This is a genomic window from Vibrio alginolyticus NBRC 15630 = ATCC 17749 (assembly GCF_000354175.2).
GTDB classification, from domain to species: Bacteria; Pseudomonadota; Gammaproteobacteria; order Enterobacterales; family Vibrionaceae; genus Vibrio; species Vibrio alginolyticus.
This window is the reverse complement of sequence record NC_022359.1, coordinates 488312-507937: the sequence shown is the minus strand read 5'-3', so window position 1 is coordinate 507937 and position 19626 is coordinate 488312. Positions and strand designations below refer to the sequence as shown.

Here is a 19626-nt window from a genome sequence, read left to right as displayed (position 1 = left end):
ATCGATAGCGCACCGCAGATTAATTACTTAATAAACTGTAAACTCCATACCAGTCTTAACACTGCAAGCTCATAACTCCTATTAACTCACCCAAATGTAAACAAATAGTAAAATCACCTTTACGCGATGCAAAATCGACAAATGAGATTAGCGTTCCTTTCTCGCGACCAAGCGTGCAATAATCAACTGTCTACATAACGAAACCATTTGAAGGATCAAAATGACCGCAACGGATTACCTCAACGACCTCAATCAACGTTACCTTGCGATTCACCGCACCAAAGAAGATTTCTTTTGGGAAACTTACATGGGGATCAGCGATGACCATGATGGCTCGACGCAAGCACAAACGGCATGGACAAGCTTTTTAAGCAACGCCGAGCAAATTACTGCCATCAAACAACAGCTTGAAGCCGCGGACTCAATTACCGACCCACAAGAGAAACAACAAACCATTACGGGTCTATCTGGTTGGCTAGCGATGTTTGAATCTCACGCTATCGAGGGCGAAAAAGCACAAGCGTTGAAAAATCAGCTCATTGCCTTTGAAGCTGAGCTCTTCGAGAAAAAACAGAACCACGTACAAACATTTACCGATGAGAACGGCGAGCAAGTAGAAGGTTCACTACCCGTATTAAGCTCAACCATTCGCACCAGCAATCATGAAGAAGTTCGCCAATCGGCTCATCAAGCGTTGCTGAACCTTGAACAATGGCTACTGCAAAACGGCTTTATAGAGCTGATCAAACTGCGCAACCAGTTCGCTCGCTCACTCGGTTATGCGACTTTCTTTGATTACTCCGTGCAAAAAACGGAAAAGATGAGCTCTGAACAGCTATTCGAGATTTTGGAAGATTTCGAACAACGCACGCGAGATGCGCATCTAAACAGCTTAGAAAACTTGGCGAAAGAGAAAGGCGCAAGCGCACTAGCAGGCTACAACTTTGTTTACTCATTCGCGGGTGACGTTATGCGTGACCTTGACCCATACGTGCCGTTCTCAAAATCTCTGAGACGCTGGGTAGAATCATTTGGTCGCCTAAATATTGATTACTCTGGTGCGACGCTAACGCTGGATTTACTAGATCGCAAAGGTAAGTACCCGAATGGGTTCTGCCACGGCCCTATTCCTTCTTTCTATAATCAAGGCGAGTGGGTCGCAGCGCAGGTGAACTTCACCAGTAATGCCAAACCAGACCAAGTGGGCAGCGGCTACGATGGCATTAACACGCTGTTCCACGAAGGCGGCCACGCAGCACACTTTGCGAACGTAAAAATGAACGCGCCTTGTTTCTCGCAGGAGTTTGCGCCGACGTCAATGGCTTATGCAGAAACTCAGTCGATGTTCTGTGATAGCCTGTTAACCGATGCCGATTGGCTAAAACAGTACGCACTGGATGATGAAGGGAATTCTGTGCCTGATGAGATTATTCAAGCAATGATCAACAGCCGTCAGCCATTCAAAGCTTATGAAGAACGTAGCATCTTGGTTGTGCCATATTTTGAGCGCGCGTTGTATCAATTGAGCGATGACGAGTTAACGCCAGAGCGCATCACTAAGCTCGCTCGCGATTGTGAAAAACAGATCCTTGGTTTGGAATGCAGCCCTCGCCCACTGATGGCGATTCCACATTTGCTATCCGACGAAGCGGCTTGTGCGTATCAAGGTTATCTACTCGCGCACATGGCGGTGTATCAGACCCGTGCATACTTCCTTGAGAAGTTTGGTTACCTGACGGATAACCCAGAAATTGGCCCACTGCTGGCAAAACACTACTGGCACGCAGGCAATCACTTGTCGCACAACGAAACCATTGTCAGCCTGACTGGCGAAGGCTTCAATGCCAAATACCTTGCAGACGTGTGTAACCTGTCGCCAGAACAGGCATGGGAAGTGCAGCAGAAGAAAATCGACTCACTTGCGACGCGAGAGCGAGCATCAGTCGCTTCACTGAACGCCGCGATTAAAGTCGTCGACGGCAGTAAAGAGCTGGCAAGCAACGCCATCTCTGACGAACAAATGTGTGACGATTTTGAACGTTACATCGTAGAGGCTTACGGTCGATAACACGCAGAAAGCCAGGAGCTCGCCTTCTGGCTTTTTATTCTTTAGCTAATGCAATAAGAAGGAAGATCCATGTACCAAGAAGTCATCAAATTTTGGTTCGAGGAGCTATCGCCCCAAAATTGGTTTGAAAACAACCCAGAACTGGACAAGTGTATTGCATCGCGATTTGCCTCGGTATTAGAACAAGCCGCTCGTTGTGAACTGTTTAATTGGCGTAACAGCGCACAAGGACGATTGGCCGAAATCATCGTCCTCGACCAGTTTTCACGTAATGTGTATCGCAACACCCCAAAAGCGTTTGCACAAGACCCACTCGCATTAGCATTGGCTCAAGAGGCAATTCGGTTAGGTTACGACAAAGAATTAGCGCCTGAGCAGCTAAGCTTTTTGTACATGCCGTTTATGCACAGCGAATCTCGCCTCATTCATGTCCAAGCTGAAAAATTGTTTCGCGCATCAGGGCTTGAAAATAACTACGATTTTGAGCTAAAACACAAAGCCATCATCGACCAGTTTGGGCGCTATCCTCATCGCAATGCGATATTGGGAAGAAAGAGCACTCCCGAAGAGTTAGCGTTTTTGCAACAACCTGGGTCAAGTTTCTAAATAACAATGAATAATGAGTTAACCATGAGAGACCACGCAGTATGTTGGCCATGCTTGCTAAAACTAGACGGCGACGATGAGCTGATCTACACGCATTCCCAGTCCGACTTAGACTCTGAATGCGAAGCCCTCATTTTTGGGCAAGATGATTACGTTATCGACTCAAATGGCAACACGTTTGAATTGAAAAACAATGGTTCGAACACCACTCTTTTACATCTAAAAGAACGAACGCTTTCCGTAGAAGAGGTTACGTCATTAATCCAATCGCATGAATTCAGCCTCGCGCAACGGTGCATTATCAAGATTCATTTCACCTCGGTGAGGCAAGCTGTTGAGGCCTTAGCTCACTAACTCAATCCCAACGCGCAAATCATTAAATAAAATTATCATTTTTATAATTTATGATAATTTCATGTAATCAACATCACGCCATATACTCTCCCACATCGAAACAAGACAACGTTCAAACACACATGTTGGGAGCAAACAAATGAAAATGAATCATGTCGGTATTATGGTCGGAGATATGGACAAAGCGGTTGAGTTTTACACGCAAGCGCTAGGTCTAAAAGTCGTTATGGGCAACACGAAAGTGATTGAAGAACGCGAAACGGCAATTGGCAGAATGTGTATTGCGGTCTTTGGGGAAGGCTTTAAAGGCTTCAACATTGCGCACCTTGTGACAAGTGATGGCATCGGCCTTGAGTTATTCGAAATGAAAGAGCGTCAAGAGCGCCATGAAGTGGATTTTTCTCGCATCGGTATCTTCCATTTCTGTTTGCAGACAGACGATTTTGAAGGTGCTATCAAACGCACCGAAGCACTAGGTGGCAAAGTTCGCATGGACATCATGCGTTACCACCCAGAAGACGATAATAAGCCTGCGAAAATGGTTTACCTAGAAGACCCATTCGGCAACCTATTCGAGCTTTACTCACACACTTACGAAGAAACTTACGCTTCTGATTACGAGTAATAGCCCCATCCATATTCCAAAAGGCTAGCAATACGCTAGCCTTTTTTTGTTTGCTTTGAGTTGCAGTGTTTCTGCACTCGCTCTAGCAAAAAAACATCTGGAATTTGATCATTTCTCTCACCACTTTTAAGGTCACTTTATACTTACCTCAACACAATGCAAAAAGGAGTGAAGTATGCCCACCAAAAATCCAATCGCCATCAAAGCGCTTGATCATGTTGTTTTAAGGACCTGTAACCTCGATGCTATGTTGCATTTCTATCGAGACATTTTGGGCTGCCCTGTCGAACGCGAAGTAACGGAACTTGGTTTAACTCAACTTAGGGCAGGTAACGCATTGATTGATGTGGTGACGGTAGACAGCGAATTAGGCCAACTCGGCGGTAAGCCACCAGTTCAAAATGGTCGTAATATTGACCATTTTTGCCTGCAATTGGCGCCTTTTTCCGAGGATGAATTACTGGAATATCTGCGTTCGAACGGCATTGAAACCGAAGAGTTTGCGAAACGCTACGGAGCACAAGGATTCGGTCGCTCACTCTATATTCATGATCCGGAAGGAAATGTCGTCGAGTTAAAACCTCAAGTGATTGATGAGTAAGCGAGTAAAAACCTTGTTATATTCTGAAAATAACAAGGTTAACTTCTAAAATAATTATTGAAGTAAGAACATATTATTAAGTCAAAATTCTAGCTGGCTCACCTGTTTCTTTTTCTCGCCACCATTGTTTATTTATCTGTTTTTTATGAACGTAAAAACTCTCCCCCGGCATTGGCGTCAGCAGCGTTATATGTTCTTTTTGACAATGGGCAAGCAAATCTAAAATCGGTTCGTCCCAGCGGTGAGTAAACAGCTCGTATGTAGCCCAATGTACTGGCAGCAGTTTTTTCGCATTTAAATCGCGAAACGCTTGCACGGTATGATGAGCCTGCATGTGCCCCCAGTTTTCGACCGGATAACCTTGGCCTTTCACATCGGCAGCTACTTCCAAACAGGCAATGTCGATTGGTCCACATCGCAGTGCGATCTCGGAAAAGTGCGAATCGTAAGCTGAATCGCCACTAAAATAGAGCGTCTCTTCTTTACCTTTGATGACCCAAGAAGCCCACAAGGTCGAGTTTTTATCGAAATAAGTACGACCAGAATTATGGTTAGCGGGCGTACAAATCAGTTCGATTCCGGCATAGTGCACGCTATCCCACCAATCGAATTCCACGATGTTGTCTGCGCAAACGCCCCACTTTATCAGATGCTTGCCAACCCCTAAGGGTACATAAAACGTCACGGGTTTATCGGCGTAGAAACGTATGGTCGATGCTTCTAAATGGTCGTAATGATCGTGCGAAATCACGATAATTTCAGGAATCGGCAAACAATCTCTGGCATGGGTATTGGGAATATTGCGTTCAAACCACGCTTTTGCGATGAACGGAGAAGCGTAATCAAATACCGGATCAGTCAGAATTCGAATGCCATCGACCTCCACCAGCATGGTGGAATGGCCCAGCCAAGTAACGCGCATCGATTCACTTCGCTGCGCAAACTGCGTAGGTTGAATTGGGAAATGTGGCAGATGTTCGTTAGGACTCAATGGCGTTCTACCACCAAGATAGCTCCAACACACCTGCCAGAATGATTGCGGGCTAGGGACATTTGGCATCTCGTTTTTAACGCGGCCGTTTTCAAATTGAGGCGAGTGGTAAACACGGTGCGCCAACTGCGCATGGTAGGTTTGAGGCGGAATCAGTGAACTTGGCTTTTGTTCACTCGTTAGGTATGTGCGCTTAAGTATCGTCTCAGACATATCGTTATTTTGTCTCGCTTGTGAACGCTCAACAGTAGGTTTATTAAAACGTGCGTGTATGTCTATTTCGTGACCAAAATGAGGTGTAAGATGAAGATTCAGTTTCAATCAAACGTCTTCTATTTAAGGAAGCGGTTCTCAAACCTTCTGAATACTGCGTCGGTTTGAAAGGAGAAAACTATGGTGACTTGCAGCCAATACGATTTTATTGAAATCGCCTGTATGTTTAAGCTCCCTATCGAGATCACACTAAAAAATGGTGAAACTCATCAGGGCAACGCGTTCGACACAGGCTACGACATGCAGCGACAAGAGTGCTTGTTTTTAGATATGGATGGTGAGCACACCGCTTTCCCGACTGAACAATTAGTCGCAATGCGCGCGCTCAAAGCCAATCCGCATTTTGATGAAGTGACGTTTGAGTAAACGTCCGTCTTTCATTGACACCGTCCAATAAAAAACACCTCTCAAGCAAATACAACTTGAGAGGCGTTCTCTTACACGATTCACCGGAACTTGTTGTTATTCTCGCGACCGGATGAAAACCAGCATCGGCATCATGATCACGAACATCACTCCCACAAGCTGGAAGGTGTGCACAAACGCGACCATTTGCGATTGCTGCTGCAACATCTGTTGGTATTGGTCTAACGCAACCGGATCGGTAATAGAAAGCCCATGATTGGCCGCCCAGTCATGCAAGTTAGGATTATAAGGATTAATACCCTCTCCCAGCGCATGCCATTGCTGCTGACTATCACGATATTGGAACGTGGTGGCGATAGAAATACCAAACGAGCTACCAATGGTACGGAACAGATTGTAAATACTCGCCGCCGCAACAGATTGCTCTTTCGGAATCGTTAAATACGCCAAGGTGGATAGCGTCGAGAAGGTTAAACCAAGCCCCATCCCCTGAATCATACTCGGCATCACAATCCAAAATGTATCGATCTGCAGTGAGTATTGCGTCATCAAATAACTACCAATCCCGATGCAGCTTAAGCCAAAGACTATTTTGATTCTGGGATCGAATTGCGGATTGAGCTTAATCACTAAAATCAACATCGCCGCCGACGCCAACCCTCGCGGTGCCATTAATAAGCCAGTGGTTGAGACCGGATAATCCAGCAAGCTTTCCAACAGCATTGGTTGTTGAGTCGTCAGACCAAACATCGCCATCGACACCACGGCAATCATCAATGACGAGACCATAAGGTTTCGGTCTTTCAGTAGCCACAATGGCGCTATTGGACTTTTGGTTTTCCAACTGCGATAGATCCACATCACCAATCCCATGACTGCGAGCAATATCGCCGTCTGAATCATACGTGAGTCGAGCCAGTCTTCTTCGTTACCTTTATCCAACACAAACTGCAACGCGCCCACACCTAACGCCATGTAACCGATGATCCACCAGTCAAAGTTAGGTTTGGATTTGTTGTCGATATGGATATAGCGATAAATCAAAGAGGTACAGATCAAACCGAATGGCAAGTTGATGTAAAAAATCCAGCGCCAGTTAATGTTGTCGGTGATCACACCACCTACAACTGGGCCCAAAATAGGACCAAGCAAAATGCCGATGGAGAAAATCGCCATCGCTTTGCCTTTTTGCTCATACGGATAGATCTGCACTAACGTCGACTGCGCCAATGGAATCACCGACGCGCCGAAAGCGCCTTGGATAATGCGAAATAGCACCATCTCTTCAAGAGACTGTGCTTGCCCACAAAGCGCACTGGCAATCACAAAACCGATCACAGCAACCAACATGACTTTGCGTTCACCAAAGCGCGACACCCAGAAACTGGTCATCGGAATGAAGATCGCTTCCGCCATGCTGTAACCCGTCAGCACCCAAGTAATTTGGTCTGCCGTTGCGCCCAACGCGCCCATCATGTGCGATAGCGACACGTTCGCAACGGTCATATCGATTAACACCATGATGGCAGAAAGCATCACGGCGACGGTGGCAATCCCCCGTTTGTCTGCCGTAATTTGATGGCTCATTGCACGCTACTTTGCAAATCAATGGTGACTTCTGAGCTCGCACCCACGCGAAGTTGCGGCGCATCGGCCGGTACTTCTAATGCCAAACGTACAGGGAAACGCTGTTTGATTTTAACCCAGTTACCCGTTGCGTTTTCTGGTGGCATCAAGGAGAACGATGTACCACTCGCAGGCGACAGCTGTTCTACCGTTGCTTTCCACACCACGTCTGGGTACATATCAATCACCACATCCGCATGCATGCCAGGTTTAATATGAGTAAGATCGGTTTCTTTAAAGTTCGCGCGTACCCAATAGCTGTCTTTTAAAATCACAGGGAACAACGTTTGACCCACGCTAACGACCGAGCCTACGTGCGTATTGATTTCACCGGCCATGCCATCCACTGGTGACGTAATGTCGGTGTAGCTCAAGTTCAGCTCCGCTTGCGCTAACTGTGCTGCCGCTTGTTGAACGACCGCAGCCTCTACGCCTTCTTCACCACGGTTCGCAATGGCTTTTTCTACCGTCGCACGTCCTTGCTCTAGGCTCGCTTGGGCATTGGCAAGTTTGTTTTTCGCCGTATCTAAATCTTGGTCCGACGCCAGTTTGCGTTTCACCAAGGAATCCGTACGTTTGTATTCTACTTGCGCTTCTGTCAGGTTAGAGCGCGCCGCATCTAAGCCCGCAACGGCTTCAGTTACCTGCTTATCGGCAACGTCATGTTGCTGGACCGCCAATTGGTATGCCGCTTTGGCTTGCTTCACTGCCAACAAATATGGGCGTGAATCTATCTTCAGCAGTAGGTCACCTTTGTTAACAGATTGGAAGTCTTTGACATCCACAGAAACCACTTGGCCTTTTACCTGAGGCGCTACCGACAAAATTTTTGCCCTAACGTAGGCATCTTCCGTGCTTGGGTGACTGTCTGAATACTGCCAAGACCAATACATCGCACCAAATGCGATAACACAGAGAGTAAAGAAAAGAGTTTTTACCAGCTTAGATCTGGAGGAGGAATGCTTTGCGATGTCGTCGCTCATTTATATTGTCCACTTGTTCAATTATGTGATCAGTGTAGGACTTTTCGATCTTCCGACAATAAAATGATCTGCAAGGTAAAGATCCAATTTTGCATGTTGCTAAGTGGAGTAAATGATGTGCAATCAAAACGAGGATAAAAAAGAGGGGCAGTCCCCGTAACCGCCCCCAAAGTCATGCCAATAATAGTAATGTGCGTGTAACTACTGGTTTTTCTTAGAACTTGTAACCGCCGCTGATCATAAATACCCAAGGGTTAATTTTGACGTCGGTTTTTTGCTTCACTCCACCTGCTTTATAAGTTGCTTCTGTCTCAATGTTTGCGTACCACGCAGCGGCGTTGAGGAACCATTGATCGTTGATCATGTAGTCCACACCAATATTCGCTGCTAGACCGAATGAATCATCTAATTTCAAATCTGACAGGTCAGCGCCTTTACCCGTACTATTGAAATCTTCATCAAAGAATATGGTGTAGTTCAGACCTGCACCAACGTATGGACGGAACTTACTTTGAGACTCGCCAAAATAGTACTGCACCATTAGCGTTGGTGGTAAATGTTTGGTTTTCGCGATATCACTACCAACCAAATCTGTCGAAATGTCGTGGCTGAATGGTGTTGCTGCTAGAAGCTCTAAACTGATGTTGTCTGTGAACATGTAGCCAAACGTCAAACCAAGCTGCGTATTTGAGTCAACTTCTAACTCTTCTTGAGAACCAAGAATCTTATCACTGCTGTCATTTGGAACGACAGACGCCGCACCAACACGAAGAACGAAGTCACCTTGTTTATGAGCGAAAACACTTGGTGACACGAGTGCAGCAACCACTGCTAGACTGCAGATTGTTTTTTTCATTTTTATTTCCTTTCGTAGGGCTTCGTTATGTCGTACCCAAAGGGGTGCCTGCTAACTGATCTGAGATTTCAAGTAAACTCAGCGCCTTGAAGCACACGGGTATCTATATCTTTTTGAGCTGTGCGCAATCTAGCACATAGAAACCCTACTATTTTGATGGAAATCAATTTGTGAAAAATATAGGTTTTTTGTATGGAGAAACGCCATATTGATCAACAAATTATGCAAATAGGATACAATTCTGTAATGCAAACTGTGCGTGTGAGTTGCCATGCATACCGATAAATGCGAATCCTCTCGTTAAGGCTCGTAGCCAGTAAAAACTTTTTTCGTCCTCTACGTCTTCTATTTTCAAAAAAACACCCACTTAAAAAGCTCGTTTGACCCCTTAAAATCGCGATTTGAGGGGTTTGTAAAACACTGAAATACAAGAAGTTATTTTTATGGAAAATCAGTCACTTGGAGTGCTAGTCTGCTCGCAGCTAAGGAGAAGACATGTTAAAAACCGACCTCATTTTTGAACGAGAAAACTTTTCTCATCACGATTTTCAGAATGCCACCTTTAAAAACTGCCACTTTTATATGTGCTGTTTCGACCATGCCGATCTGCGCGATGCTAAGTTCATCGACTGTCGCTTTATCGAATCCAAAGCGCTAGAAGGGTGTAGTTTTCGCTTCGCGAACTTAAAAGACGCCAGCTTTACGAACTGTATGTTGGCGATGAGCCTGTTTAACGGCGCAAATTGTATGGGCTTGGAGCTACGTAAGTGCGATCTCAAAGGGGCAAACTTCCAAGGTGCGAACTTTGCTAATCGCGTCAGTAACACCATGTTTTTCTGTTCTGCTTTTATTACTGGCTGCAACCTCACCTACTGTAACTTCGAGCGAGTGTTACTAGAAAAATGTGACCTCTTTGAAAACCGTTGGAACGGTGCGAACCTCGCAGGGGCAACTCTCAAAGGCTCGGATTTATCTCGCTGCGAATTCTCGCCAGAACAATGGGGAACCTTTAACGTTGAGCAGTGTGATCTGACTCATGTCGAACTAGACGGGCTGGATGTTCGCCGCGTTTCTCTGTTTGGTGTTAAGATTTGTGATTGGCAACAAGAGCAATTGCTTGCGCCTTTTGGACTGATCATTCTCTAAGGAAAGGCCATGAACCTGTTTAAAGACTTACCGAATAACCTCGACGAGGAAGTGTTCGAAGACCTGCTGACCCACAAAAACCTGCGTATAGAACGCATTGTCTCAACGGGGCAAACCTCGCCCGAAAGTGGCTGGTACGATCAAGAAGAACATGAATGGGTCTTGGTTCTTAAAGGAGCTGGAGAGCTGACTTTTGAATCAGGTGTCGTGCAACGACTTGAGGCAGGCGATCACGTTACGATTCCAGCTCATACCAAACACAAAGTGAGCTGGACTGACCCAACGCAAGAAACCATCTGGTTGGCGGTGTTTTATCAATAAACACAAAACGATCTTAAACCTAAAAATAGGCGCTGAATTTGCTCGATACTACTAAGCCGTCACTGGCACTGTTTGATTTTGATGGCACCATCACCCGAGAGGATATGTTTAGCCTTTTCCTCCACTATTCTGCTTGTGGCCTGCGCAAACGAGTAGGAAAGGTCGCTATCATGCCATTTTATGCGCTGTACAAACTCGGAGTGTTACCCGCTCGTGTTATGCGTCCACTCAGCAGTTTTATTGCATTTTCAGGGAAAGAAACGCAAAAAATTGAAGCGATTGGCGCTCAGTTTGCCCATGAAGTGATCCCGCTGTACTTACGGCCAGAAGCGATGGAAAGATTGGCGTGGCATCAACACAGAGGCGATACCATTGTAGTGGTGTCGGCATCACTCAATGCGTATCTCAAGCCTTGGTGTGAGGCGAACGGTTACCACTTGCTGTGCAGTGAACTGATCTCAGAACAGCCAAAACTGAGTGGCTTTTACCAGCAAGGTGATTGCAGTTTAGAAAGAAAAGTCTCACGTGTGAAAGCGGCGTTTTCACTCGACGAGTTTGCATCTGTTTATGCCTACGGTGATACACACGAAGACATTCCGATGCTCAAACTGGCAGACTACGCGATGCTCAACTGGAGCGAGTGGAGAGCAAGCGAATAACGATATGTGCTCTGATTTTCAAGACAACCACTCAACCAAAGTGATCGTTTTAGACTGAAAAAACAAACCCTTCTCACATGAGAAGGGTTTTACTGTTCAGGGCCCGAATAACTGGCTTAACGCCATACACCCCATTGACCCGTTGTGCCTGGTTCCTCACCAGACGTCCACCACTGGGCAGTCCATTCTTTACCGTTGTGCGTCACCACATCACCTTGGTTGTATACGGCCGTCTTGTCCCACAAGTTGGTTGGTTCAACTGGTGGCGGTACATCCGCTTTGATCAGTGACAACGCATAACTGAAGTCTGCGCTTGGCGCTAATACTTGATTCGCATTCACGTTGTTACTATCGAACATATAGTGGTTCATCTCTTGATGCCAAATGCCCACATACCAATCGCCCGTTTGCTGCGCGTTAAATTGATCTGCTATTTCTGCCGCCCAAGTCGCCGTATTGTTCGCACTGATTGGTAGTGAAATATCGACAATTTCATTGCCTGTCGCATTAAACGTACGGAAACGGATGGTGTCACCCGCTTCTACTGGTCCGAAACCTTGCTGAACAAAGTAGCCTAGAGATGTCAGATTATTGCCCGGTTCGGTTGGATCAACAGGGTCAGTCGGTGGCGTCGTGCCTGTTCCGTTTAACGTAATGTCACTACAGTTGTAGAAACCTTCCCCAGCGACATCAATACGCTGCCAACGAGTGTAAAGTACCGCATCGCCGGAACGATCAGCAGGGAAAGTCACCTGAATACGGTAGCGTTTTTCCGCATCAACATACACATCACCTGCGGTGTCGATCAGCTCTAAATCACTCCAAGTAAGAGGTTTTGAATCATCATAAGTTGGCTTGGTGAGATAGAATTCCCAGTACGATGGATTGTGCGGCGCTTTGCCGTAAAACACCAATTCAATCTGGTTGTTTGCATCTGGCGTAACATTGGTGCGCTGCCAGTTTGGAGAAGGAATGTTCAAGCCTTTCTTAGCCGCATCGCCGGCAGAACACAGTTCACCGTCACGAACCACCGCCTGAACGTGTGCCATGTCGCGGTAGTTTGGTACGTTCGCCGCAATTTCGCTGCGTTGCACAAACGGGTACGCGCCAGATTCTTCAAAAGCCGCTTTACACGCTTGGTTAGGGATCTCGTTGGTCCAAAAACCACCGTCTAAATAACACGTATTTTGACGAGCACTTGGAAACTCCACCCAGCCATGGGCGTTGACGTTAAATGAGCTCAATGCGGCAACAGCGCTTAAGCTCAAAAGAGGAAGTGTTACATGTGATTTCATCGTTCATCCTTAATTTTGCTGACTCGCCGCTCTGAAACACAAGCGGTTTAAGCAAAACTAGCAGGATGAGATTATTTCGAAGGTGAGAATAAATATGGAAATTGTAAGAGTGCCATCTGCTTTCCAGCATTTGTTGTGTACTTATCTCATACTCGACTGACTCTTTCGAGTCACTTCAAATTCGTGTGCCACAAAAACTGTCACTCTCGTTTGGCTATCGCTCGTCTTTTGGTGTGTCCATCACCACCATCGTTGTGATCGACTTGACGTGTTCGCACTCACCCAACACATCAGCATGGAACGCTTTATAAGCGGCGAGATCTTGCGTCTCTACGCGTATGAGATATTCGTTAGATCCCGTAATGTTGTGACATTCCACCACCTCGTTTACAAAACGCACATACTCTTCGAAACCCAGCTGTGCCTGCTTAGAGTGCGAGGCCAAACCAATCGACACATAAGCGACAAAACCCACGCCAAGTTGCTGATTATCCAGTACTGCTCGGTAGCCTTTGATCACGCCTTTACGCTCTAAATCTTGCACTCGGCGTAAGGTGGCAGATGGAGATAAACCAACGCGTTCCGACAGCTCTACATTGGAGATTCTTCCGTCGCGTTTAAGCACTTGCAATATTCTTTCGTCAAATCTATCCATGATGATGTTTCATTGCTTATTTGGTTTCTAATCATCAAATAAAAGCACAATATTGACCTCATTTCTACTTATAGTTGTTCTTTACTTATCGAGAACTGATTCAAGGAACAATCTATGGAATATCATCAACTGGGCGCTTTGGCGTTGTTCGCTTTTGTCTCCACTTTTACGCCGGGTCCCAATAACATTATGTTGATGACCTCAGGGGCAAATGTCGGCTTTAAACGCACTATCCCACATATGTTGGGCATTACCTTTGGCTTTGGTGCCATGCTAATTTTGGTGGGCATTGGCTTGATGAGCCTGTTCCACGCATATCCAATTACACACTCCATTTTGAAAGTGTTGAGCTCGAGTTATTTGCTGTACTTGACGTACAAAATCGCCACCAGCGACAAAACCGAAGCAAAACACGATTTTCGCCCAATGTCTTTTTTAGGGGCTGTCGCATTCCAATGGGTGAACCCAAAAGGTTGGTCGATGGCGTTGACGGCCATTACGGTATACAGCAGTGGCGGTGCATGGCTCGAACTGACTTTTATCGCCGGTATCTTCTGCTTAGCTAACTTGCCATCGGTAACATTTTGGACGGCGGCAGGTATGCAATTGCAGCGTTGGTTGACCACCGATAAACGCGTTAAGGGGTTCAACTACAGCATGGCTGCGCTGTTGCTTTTGTCTACGATTCCAATGATATAAGTCTATTTTGGGTTAAAAAACGACTCACTTTACGTAATTGGGAAAGGACAGATACTGCATTTTGCTTGAGGCTTTGGCGTTAATTCACAGTGTAAATTTGTTTAAAGACGCTACCCTCTTGTTAGGGAACTTGATAATCTTTAAATGAGAAAGAGAATAATTATCGAGTAAAGTAACAATGAAAAAGAAGCCTCAACCTAAAACGCTTGTTGTCACAGACACAGAAACCATCACTCCAAACATGCAGCGCATTACCTTGCAAGGTGAGGCGCTGAGCCACTTTCCTCGTGACTGCGAAGGCAGTTACATCAAATTACTGTTTAACGATATGGGCGGCGCGGATCTGAGCATCCTGCCAGAAGACGACCGACCAATCATGCGCACCTACACTATCCGACGCTTTCATCCAGAAACCAGTTCAATCGAAGTGGATTTCGTCCGACACGTAACGCAAGATCTGCAATGCGGATTTGCAGCGCGTTGGGCAATGGCCGCGCAAAAAGGCGACACGATCAGCATTGTTGGGCCAGGTAGCATCTCCAACTTAAATACTGAGGCGGATTGGTTCTTCATGGCTGCCGATATGACAGCACTTCCAGCACTTTCTGCGAAAATTCGTACGCTGCCAGAAGAGGCCAAAGGCTACGCTGTGATCAGCGTGATGTCTCCAGCCGACATTCAACCCCTAAACACGCCAGCCGGTATGGAGTTGATTTGGCTAACTGAACAGCAAACCTTGGCTGATAGCGTTCGCGAACTCGAGTGGTTAGACGGTAACGCTTCGGTATGGTGTGCGTGTGAGTTCGATTCAATGCGCGCGCTGCGCCAATATTTCCGCAATGAGAAAGAAGTCGATCGCGAGAATATCTACATCAGCAGCTATTGGAAGCAAGGCGTGTCTGAAGATGGGCACAAAGTGATTAAACGTGAAGACGCGGAATCCAACCAATAGTGGTTCATTTATTTCCAGTTCAAGCGCTTATCCCAATAAAAACGCCCGGCATCACCGGGCGTTTTAGCGACTTCAGTTGTATTAAAGTTCATGAAAACTCTAATCCGCTAGTTCCTGCGCTAAAAAGTCGATCAACAACCTCACTTTGGGCGATAAATTTCGGCTTTGTGGATACAGTGCCCAAATGCCTTCACGGTCGTCTCGGTAATCGGTCAGCACCTCGACTAGCTCACCGTTATCTAGAGCTTCTTGAACGTAATAGTCTGGCAACTGCACTAAACCCAAACCACGTTTGGCGGCGCCCATTAGCGCAAAACCACTATTGCATTTAATCCTCCCCGACACACGCAAAGACTTATCGCGTTTATTTTCCTTAAAATGCCAATAATCGACCGAACCAACTAGGCACTGATGTCGAGCCAGTTCGGATAATGTGTGAGGCTCGCCAAATCGCTCCAAATACATAGGGCTAGCACACACGTAATTTTGACGCGACGAAAGACGCTTTGCGATCATGCTGGAGTCTTGCAGGCGGCCAAGACGAATCGCCACGTCTACCCCTTGCTCTATCAAATCCAGTTTTTGATTGGTCAGAACTAAATCGAGGTCCACACGCGGGTACTTCTCCAAAAACTGATGCAAGAGCGGCGCGAGGTTCATTTCCCCATAGGTCACAGGCGCTGTCACACGCAGCAAACCTCGCGGTTCGGTCTGCATTTGCGTTACGGCAAGCTCGGCCAGTTCTAGCCCTTCGACCAAATGTTTGCACTGCTGATAATAAAGCTGTCCAGCTTCAGACAGAGAAACTTTTCTCGTCGTGCGATGCAGTAACTTAACCGCAAGACGCTCTTCAAGTGCCGATACGCGGCGACTGATTTGTGCCACTGACGTTTTCAGTTTAGCCGCGGCAGCTGTAAAGCTGTTAGTTTCCGCTACGGCAACAAACTCGCTGACTCCTTCCCAATTCGCCATGCTGTATTCCTGTCGACCTCTTCTAGACAAATAGTGATTACATTGTTCTCGTCGCGCTACGCTTTGAAAACGGGAAAACTTTACGCGTCAGGTAACGGACGAAGTTCGTCGTATTGCGCATCAAGCTCAATGCCAAAATATTCTTTCAACGCATCCAGGTAGGTTTGACCTGGCTCTAGCTCTATTTCTGTTAGCTCTTCATGATTGGTGCATCTGAGTGTGTAGTTAAGCAGCGTCACCAACCCACTTTCTGTCGCTCTAGCAGCGACTCTTGCGCTAGTAAAACGCGAATTAGGCGAAGTCGAGGTAAAGAAGTTGCTACATGCAATGTCACCAGCACACACGAACTCTAGGTCAAAGCTGTATAGATTGTTCCACACGTCTGTTCCATCGGTTGAAAGCACTTGGAGGAAATAACCAAACTGAGCATCTTTGACAAAACGGAAGGTTTGTAAATCCGTCTGAATCACTTGGTCAAGGATAAATGGCAATGGCGCTCGAGGGGTATTGGAGCCAAAACCCACATCGACAATCCATGTTTGTTCCTCTAACGTCACTAACGTGATTTGATGACTACGACCTGTTGGTGTACCAGACACATGTACACGCCCTAGCAAACTTCGCGCTTCAAACCCAAGAGTGTTGAGCACATCAAGCATTAAACCATTTAATTCAAAGCAGTAACCACCGCGAGAGTGGTACACGGTTTTTTGAATAATATCTTCAATCTCAACAGAGACGCCTCGCTGCAATGCGATGTCAAAATTCTCAAACGGCAGGCAACGATGCTGCGCCACGTGAACTCTGTGCAATGACTCCAAATCGGCGGGCAATTCACTAGGCAAGCCTAGCTTGGTTAAATAGGCACTCAGATCCGTCTTATTCATAATCACTCTTACTTAGCTGATGGTTTGACAGTTTTCTACTTTAGCCCCTCTATCTAACTTCAGGTCAATCACCTTTTCCATTTCCCTTCCGCTTTAAGGAGGCATCGCACTCTTTTTACACGCTCACCTTATCATTATTACGCATATGTAAAAATCATTTTCAAAATGGACGGATTATCATTTTTACTGAAACACCTAAAATGAGCACCAACAAAACGACGAAGCGCGGTAAGCAAACCTTAACTACGCTTATTACGTCACTCCATATACTGAAAATATAAAGGAAACATCCAATGTCGCTTGAAATCAAACCTGGTCAAACTCACATAAAATCAAAAGCAATGGTCGCTTGGGCTGCAGGTGAGCCGCTTAAAATGGAAGAAGTGGATGTACAACTTCCAAAAGCCGGCGAAGTGCTAGTACGCATCGTAGCAACTGGTGTTTGTCACACTGACGCATTCACACTATCAGGTGACGATCCAGAAGGTATCTTCCCTTCAATCCTTGGTCACGAAGGTGGCGGCATCGTTGAAATGGTTGGCGAAGGCGTAACAAGCGTTGAAGTTGGCGACCACGTTATCCCACTTTACACTGCTGAATGTGGTGAGTGTAAGTTCTGTAAATCTGGCAAAACGAACCTATGTCAGGCCGTTCGTGAAACGCAAGGTAAAGGCCTAATGCCAGATGGCACAAGCCGATTCTCTATCAACGGCGAAACTATCTTCCACTACATGGGTTGTTCTACTTTCTCTGAGTACACGGTTCTTCCAGAAATCTCACTAGCGAAAGTAAACAAAGAAGCACCACTTGAAGAAGTTTGTCTTCTAGGTTGTGGCGTAACCACTGGTATGGGTGCGGTATTAAACACAGCTAAAGTTGAAAAAGGCGACACAGTGGCAATCTTTGGTCTCGGCGGTATCGGTCTTTCTGCAATCATCGGTGCTCGCATGGCTGGTGCCAGCCGCATCATCGGTGTAGACATCAACGAAAGCAAATTCGACCTAGCGAAACAACTTGGTGCAACTGATTGCATCAACCCACAAAAATTCGACAAGCCAATTCAAGAAGTGATTGTTGAAATGACAGACGGTGGTGTTGACTACTCATTCGAATGTATCGGTAACGTAAACGTGATGCGCCAAGCACTTGAGTGCTGTCACAAAGGTTGGGGTGAGTCAGTCATCATTGGTGTTGCTGGTGCAGGTCAAGAGATCTCAACTCGTCCATTCCAACTGGTAACTGGTCGTGTATGGCGTGGCAGCGCTTTCGGTGGCGTTAAAGGTCGCTCTGAGCTTCCAGAAATCGTAAACCGTTACATGGCTGGTGAATTCGGCTTACAGGAGTTCATTACCCACACAATGGGATTAGCAGACGTCAACAAAGCGTTTGATCTGATGCATGAAGGTAAGAGCATCCGAACAGTTATCCATATGGATCAATAATGCTGCCTCAGGCTCTCCTTTTGGGGAGCCTGAATTCCTTCTGCTAATTAGAGAGTTTATTCATGACCATTGAAAATGTAAGCCAAGCCAAAGTGTTTGGCGGTTGGCACAAGCAATATACACACGAATCCAATGCCCTAAACTGCACCATGCGCTTCGCAATATTCTTGCCACCTAACGCAACGAAATCAAATCCCGTACCCGCGCTATACTGGCTCTCTGGTTTAACGTGTACCGATGAGAACTTTATGCAGAAAGCGGGCGCATTTCGTATGGCGGCCGAGCTTGGCATTGCGATCATTGCACCAGACACAAGTCCGAGAGGCGAAGGTATCGCTGACGACGAAAGCTATGACCTAGGAAAAGGAGCTGGCTTTTACCTTAATGCGACGCAAGCACCTTGGTCACTGCATTACTGTATGTACGACTATGTGACTGAGGAGTTGCCTGCGATCATCGAAAGTAACTTCCCAGTCTCTGACGTGAAGTCAATTTCCGGTCACAGTATGGGCGGCCACGGAGCGCTCACCATTGGTCTGAAAAATTCAGAACAGTACCGTTCTATTTCAGCGTTCAGTCCAATCAGTAACCCAATGCAATGCCCTTGGGGACAAAAAGCCTTTACTGCTTACTTAGGCAAGGAGCTTGAAAGCTGGAAGCAATACGATGCAAGTGAACTTCTAAAACAACAACAATCACCATTACCAATTTTGGTTGATCAAGGTGATGCTGATGGCTTCTTAAATGAGCAGCTTAGACCGGAAGCGCTGATTGCTGCGGCAAAAATACACGATTCAAACCTAACCTTGAGAATGCAACCAGGCTATGACCATAGCTATTACTTCATCTCAAGCTTTATTGAAGAGCACCTCAACTTCCATGCAAAATATTTGTTTGCATAGTTAATTTAAGTAAGCTCATGAAATAAAAAATAAAGTCACCAAAACTAGGTGACTTTATTTTCTTTACGTACTAACAAATACATATCTGAATATCGATGATTTAAATATGTAAAATAATGTAACTTAAGAACAAATTCGACGTCCATTTCTCGCCTTATTAAATTCTCATTTCCGACACAGTATCTTTATTAAAAATGAAACAAAGTTGCACTAAAAACCAATTAAATACCGCGAAATCATTACGAAACTCTACCATCATCCCAATACTCTGAGCTTTTAATTAAGAAGCAACTTAATAACCTTGACGTGACGTAAACCGACAGTTATTTTTGAAACATAACGTATTA

21 protein-coding genes are annotated in these 19626 nt (G+C 45.9%); 13 read left to right on the top strand and 8 right to left on the bottom strand.

The window, feature by feature from the left end:
- Positions 1-220 precede the first annotated feature (220 nt).
- From N646_RS17585 to N646_RS17565, 5 genes are all read left to right on the top strand, one after another.
- Complete coding sequence (locus N646_RS17585; protein WP_017821015.1) at positions 221-2068, top strand: M3 family metallopeptidase; 1848 nt, start codon at positions 221-223, stop codon at positions 2066-2068.
- Between the two features lie 69 nt (positions 2069-2137).
- Positions 2138-2674, top strand: coding sequence for a DUF924 family protein (locus N646_RS17580; RefSeq protein WP_017821016.1), 537 nt, complete (start codon positions 2138-2140; stop codon positions 2672-2674).
- Positions 2675-2698: 24 nt separating this feature from the next.
- Positions 2699-3028, top strand: coding sequence for a DUF4144 domain-containing protein (locus N646_RS17575; RefSeq protein WP_017634368.1), 330 nt, complete (start codon positions 2699-2701; stop codon positions 3026-3028).
- 139 nt (positions 3029-3167) lie between these two features.
- Complete coding sequence (locus N646_RS17570; protein WP_005374344.1) at positions 3168-3653, top strand: VOC family protein; 486 nt, start codon at positions 3168-3170, stop codon at positions 3651-3653.
- A 175-nt stretch (positions 3654-3828) separates the two neighbouring features.
- Complete coding sequence (locus N646_RS17565) at positions 3829-4254, top strand: VOC family protein (protein ID WP_017821017.1); 426 nt, start codon at positions 3829-3831, stop codon at positions 4252-4254.
- Positions 4255-4330: 76 nt separating this feature from the next.
- Here N646_RS17565 and N646_RS17560 read toward each other — a convergent pair whose 3' ends face one another.
- Positions 4331-5458 (bottom strand): MBL fold metallo-hydrolase, encoded by a 1128-nt coding sequence (locus N646_RS17560; protein WP_021035897.1) that lies wholly within the window; start codon positions 5456-5458, stop codon positions 4331-4333.
- A gap of 180 nt (positions 5459-5638) precedes the next feature.
- Here N646_RS17560 and N646_RS17555 point away from each other — a divergent pair, with 180 nt between their 5' ends.
- Positions 5639-5884 carry a Rho-binding antiterminator gene (locus tag N646_RS17555; protein WP_005460845.1) on the top strand — a complete coding sequence of 82 codons (246 nt, stop codon included), beginning with the start codon at positions 5639-5641 and terminating at the stop codon, positions 5882-5884.
- Positions 5885-5980: 96 nt separating this feature from the next.
- Here N646_RS17555 and N646_RS17550 read toward each other — a convergent pair whose 3' ends face one another.
- From N646_RS17550 to ompW, 3 genes are all read right to left on the bottom strand, one after another.
- Positions 5981-7471 (bottom strand): MDR family MFS transporter, encoded by a 1491-nt coding sequence (locus tag N646_RS17550; protein WP_017821019.1) that lies wholly within the window; start codon positions 7469-7471, stop codon positions 5981-5983.
- Positions 7468-8493 (bottom strand): HlyD family secretion protein, encoded by a 1026-nt coding sequence (locus tag N646_RS17545; RefSeq protein ID WP_017821020.1) that lies wholly within the window; start codon positions 8491-8493, stop codon positions 7468-7470. The genes N646_RS17550 and N646_RS17545 overlap by 4 nt, the downstream gene beginning before the upstream one ends.
- A 214-nt stretch (positions 8494-8707) precedes the next feature.
- Entirely contained in the window at positions 8708-9349 is a 642-nt protein-coding gene (ompW, locus tag N646_RS17540; protein ID WP_017634373.1) for an outer membrane protein OmpW, read from the bottom strand.
- A gap of 495 nt (positions 9350-9844) precedes the next feature.
- On the opposite strand from ompW, the gene N646_RS17535 reads away from it, so the two are divergent.
- From N646_RS17535 to N646_RS17525, 3 genes are read left to right on the top strand one after another with little or no spacing between them, the layout of a single operon-like run.
- On the top strand, positions 9845-10495 hold the full coding sequence (locus N646_RS17535) for a Qnr family pentapeptide repeat protein (RefSeq protein ID WP_005374358.1): 651 nt from the start codon (positions 9845-9847) through the stop codon (positions 10493-10495).
- Positions 10496-10504: 9 nt separating this feature from the next.
- The gene (locus N646_RS17530; RefSeq protein ID WP_005383281.1) at positions 10505-10816 is read left to right on the top strand and encodes a cupin domain-containing protein; all 312 of its coding nucleotides are present in this window, start codon (positions 10505-10507) and stop codon (positions 10814-10816) included.
- A gap of 38 nt (positions 10817-10854) precedes the next feature.
- Positions 10855-11475, top strand: a complete 621-nt coding sequence (locus N646_RS17525; RefSeq protein WP_017821021.1) for an HAD-IB family hydrolase — start codon at positions 10855-10857, stop codon at positions 11473-11475.
- A gap of 116 nt (positions 11476-11591) precedes the next feature.
- On the opposite strand, the gene N646_RS17520 is transcribed toward N646_RS17525, so the two are convergent.
- Together N646_RS17520 and N646_RS17515 are read right to left on the bottom strand one after the other, a co-directional pair.
- Entirely contained in the window at positions 11592-12770 is a 1179-nt protein-coding gene (locus N646_RS17520; protein ID WP_017821022.1) for a lytic polysaccharide monooxygenase, read from the bottom strand.
- Between the two features lie 214 nt (positions 12771-12984).
- A complete protein-coding gene (locus N646_RS17515; protein WP_017821023.1) occupies positions 12985-13425 on the bottom strand; it encodes an Lrp/AsnC family transcriptional regulator in 441 nt (146 codons plus the stop codon).
- Positions 13426-13539: 114 nt separating this feature from the next.
- On the opposite strand from N646_RS17515, the gene N646_RS17510 reads away from it, so the two are divergent.
- Both N646_RS17510 and N646_RS17505 read left to right on the top strand, forming a co-directional pair.
- Positions 13540-14124 carry a LysE family translocator gene (locus tag N646_RS17510; RefSeq protein ID WP_017821024.1) on the top strand — a complete coding sequence of 195 codons (585 nt, stop codon included), beginning with the start codon at positions 13540-13542 and terminating at the stop codon, positions 14122-14124.
- Between the two features lie 178 nt (positions 14125-14302).
- Positions 14303-15076, top strand: a complete 774-nt coding sequence (locus N646_RS17505) for a siderophore-interacting protein (RefSeq protein WP_017821025.1) — start codon at positions 14303-14305, stop codon at positions 15074-15076.
- Between the two features lie 99 nt (positions 15077-15175).
- Here the strand turns inward: N646_RS17505 and N646_RS17500 are convergent, their stop codons facing one another.
- Together N646_RS17500 and N646_RS17495 are read right to left on the bottom strand one after the other, a co-directional pair.
- Complete coding sequence (locus N646_RS17500) at positions 15176-16048, bottom strand: LysR family transcriptional regulator (RefSeq protein WP_017633836.1); 873 nt, start codon at positions 16046-16048, stop codon at positions 15176-15178.
- An 80-nt stretch (positions 16049-16128) separates the two neighbouring features.
- Positions 16129-16935, bottom strand: a complete 807-nt coding sequence (locus tag N646_RS17495) for an arylamine N-acetyltransferase family protein (RefSeq protein WP_017821026.1) — start codon at positions 16933-16935, stop codon at positions 16129-16131.
- A 293-nt stretch (positions 16936-17228) separates the two neighbouring features.
- Between N646_RS17495 and N646_RS17490 the strand changes: the two genes are divergently transcribed.
- A complete protein-coding gene (locus N646_RS17490) occupies positions 17229-18377 on the top strand; it encodes an S-(hydroxymethyl)glutathione dehydrogenase/class III alcohol dehydrogenase (protein ID WP_017821027.1) in 1149 nt (382 codons plus the stop codon).
- A gap of 62 nt (positions 18378-18439) precedes the next feature.
- Positions 18440-19279 carry an S-formylglutathione hydrolase gene (fghA, locus tag N646_RS17485; RefSeq protein ID WP_005374382.1) on the top strand — a complete coding sequence of 280 codons (840 nt, stop codon included), beginning with the start codon at positions 18440-18442 and terminating at the stop codon, positions 19277-19279.
- Positions 19280-19626 lie beyond the last annotated feature (347 nt).

What these genes read in the sequence shown, in the direction of transcription:
- N646_RS17555 (WP_005460845.1), top strand. Translation starts at nt 5,639, where the DNA reads ATGGTGACTTGCAGCCAATACGATTTTATTGAAATCGCCTGTATGTTT.
- ompW (WP_017634373.1), bottom strand. Translation starts at nt 9,349, where the DNA reads ATGAAAAAAACAATCTGCAGTCTAGCAGTGGTTGCTGCACTCGTGTCA.
- N646_RS17565 (WP_017821017.1), top strand. Translation starts at nt 3,829, where the DNA reads ATGCCCACCAAAAATCCAATCGCCATCAAAGCGCTTGATCATGTTGTT.
- N646_RS17510 (WP_017821024.1), top strand. Translation starts at nt 13,540, where the DNA reads ATGGAATATCATCAACTGGGCGCTTTGGCGTTGTTCGCTTTTGTCTCC.
- N646_RS17570 (WP_005374344.1), top strand. Translation starts at nt 3,168, where the DNA reads ATGAAAATGAATCATGTCGGTATTATGGTCGGAGATATGGACAAAGCG.
- N646_RS17505 (WP_017821025.1), top strand. Translation starts at nt 14,303, where the DNA reads ATGAAAAAGAAGCCTCAACCTAAAACGCTTGTTGTCACAGACACAGAA.
- N646_RS17530 (WP_005383281.1), top strand. Translation starts at nt 10,505, where the DNA reads ATGAACCTGTTTAAAGACTTACCGAATAACCTCGACGAGGAAGTGTTC.
- N646_RS17500 (WP_017633836.1), bottom strand. Translation starts at nt 16,048, where the DNA reads ATGGCGAATTGGGAAGGAGTCAGCGAGTTTGTTGCCGTAGCGGAAACT.
- N646_RS17495 (WP_017821026.1), bottom strand. Translation starts at nt 16,935, where the DNA reads ATGAATAAGACGGATCTGAGTGCCTATTTAACCAAGCTAGGCTTGCCT.
- N646_RS17535 (WP_005374358.1), top strand. Translation starts at nt 9,845, where the DNA reads ATGTTAAAAACCGACCTCATTTTTGAACGAGAAAACTTTTCTCATCAC.
- N646_RS17515 (WP_017821023.1), bottom strand. Translation starts at nt 13,425, where the DNA reads ATGGATAGATTTGACGAAAGAATATTGCAAGTGCTTAAACGCGACGGA.
- N646_RS17560 (WP_021035897.1), bottom strand. Translation starts at nt 5,458, where the DNA reads ATGTCTGAGACGATACTTAAGCGCACATACCTAACGAGTGAACAAAAG.
- N646_RS17490 (WP_017821027.1), top strand. Translation starts at nt 17,229, where the DNA reads ATGTCGCTTGAAATCAAACCTGGTCAAACTCACATAAAATCAAAAGCA.
- N646_RS17520 (WP_017821022.1), bottom strand. Translation starts at nt 12,770, where the DNA reads ATGAAATCACATGTAACACTTCCTCTTTTGAGCTTAAGCGCTGTTGCC.
- N646_RS17545 (WP_017821020.1), bottom strand. Translation starts at nt 8,493, where the DNA reads ATGAGCGACGACATCGCAAAGCATTCCTCCTCCAGATCTAAGCTGGTA.
- N646_RS17575 (WP_017634368.1), top strand. Translation starts at nt 2,699, where the DNA reads ATGAGAGACCACGCAGTATGTTGGCCATGCTTGCTAAAACTAGACGGC.
- fghA (WP_005374382.1), top strand. Translation starts at nt 18,440, where the DNA reads ATGACCATTGAAAATGTAAGCCAAGCCAAAGTGTTTGGCGGTTGGCAC.
- N646_RS17585 (WP_017821015.1), top strand. Translation starts at nt 221, where the DNA reads ATGACCGCAACGGATTACCTCAACGACCTCAATCAACGTTACCTTGCG.
- N646_RS17580 (WP_017821016.1), top strand. Translation starts at nt 2,138, where the DNA reads ATGTACCAAGAAGTCATCAAATTTTGGTTCGAGGAGCTATCGCCCCAA.
- N646_RS17550 (WP_017821019.1), bottom strand. Translation starts at nt 7,471, where the DNA reads ATGAGCCATCAAATTACGGCAGACAAACGGGGGATTGCCACCGTCGCC.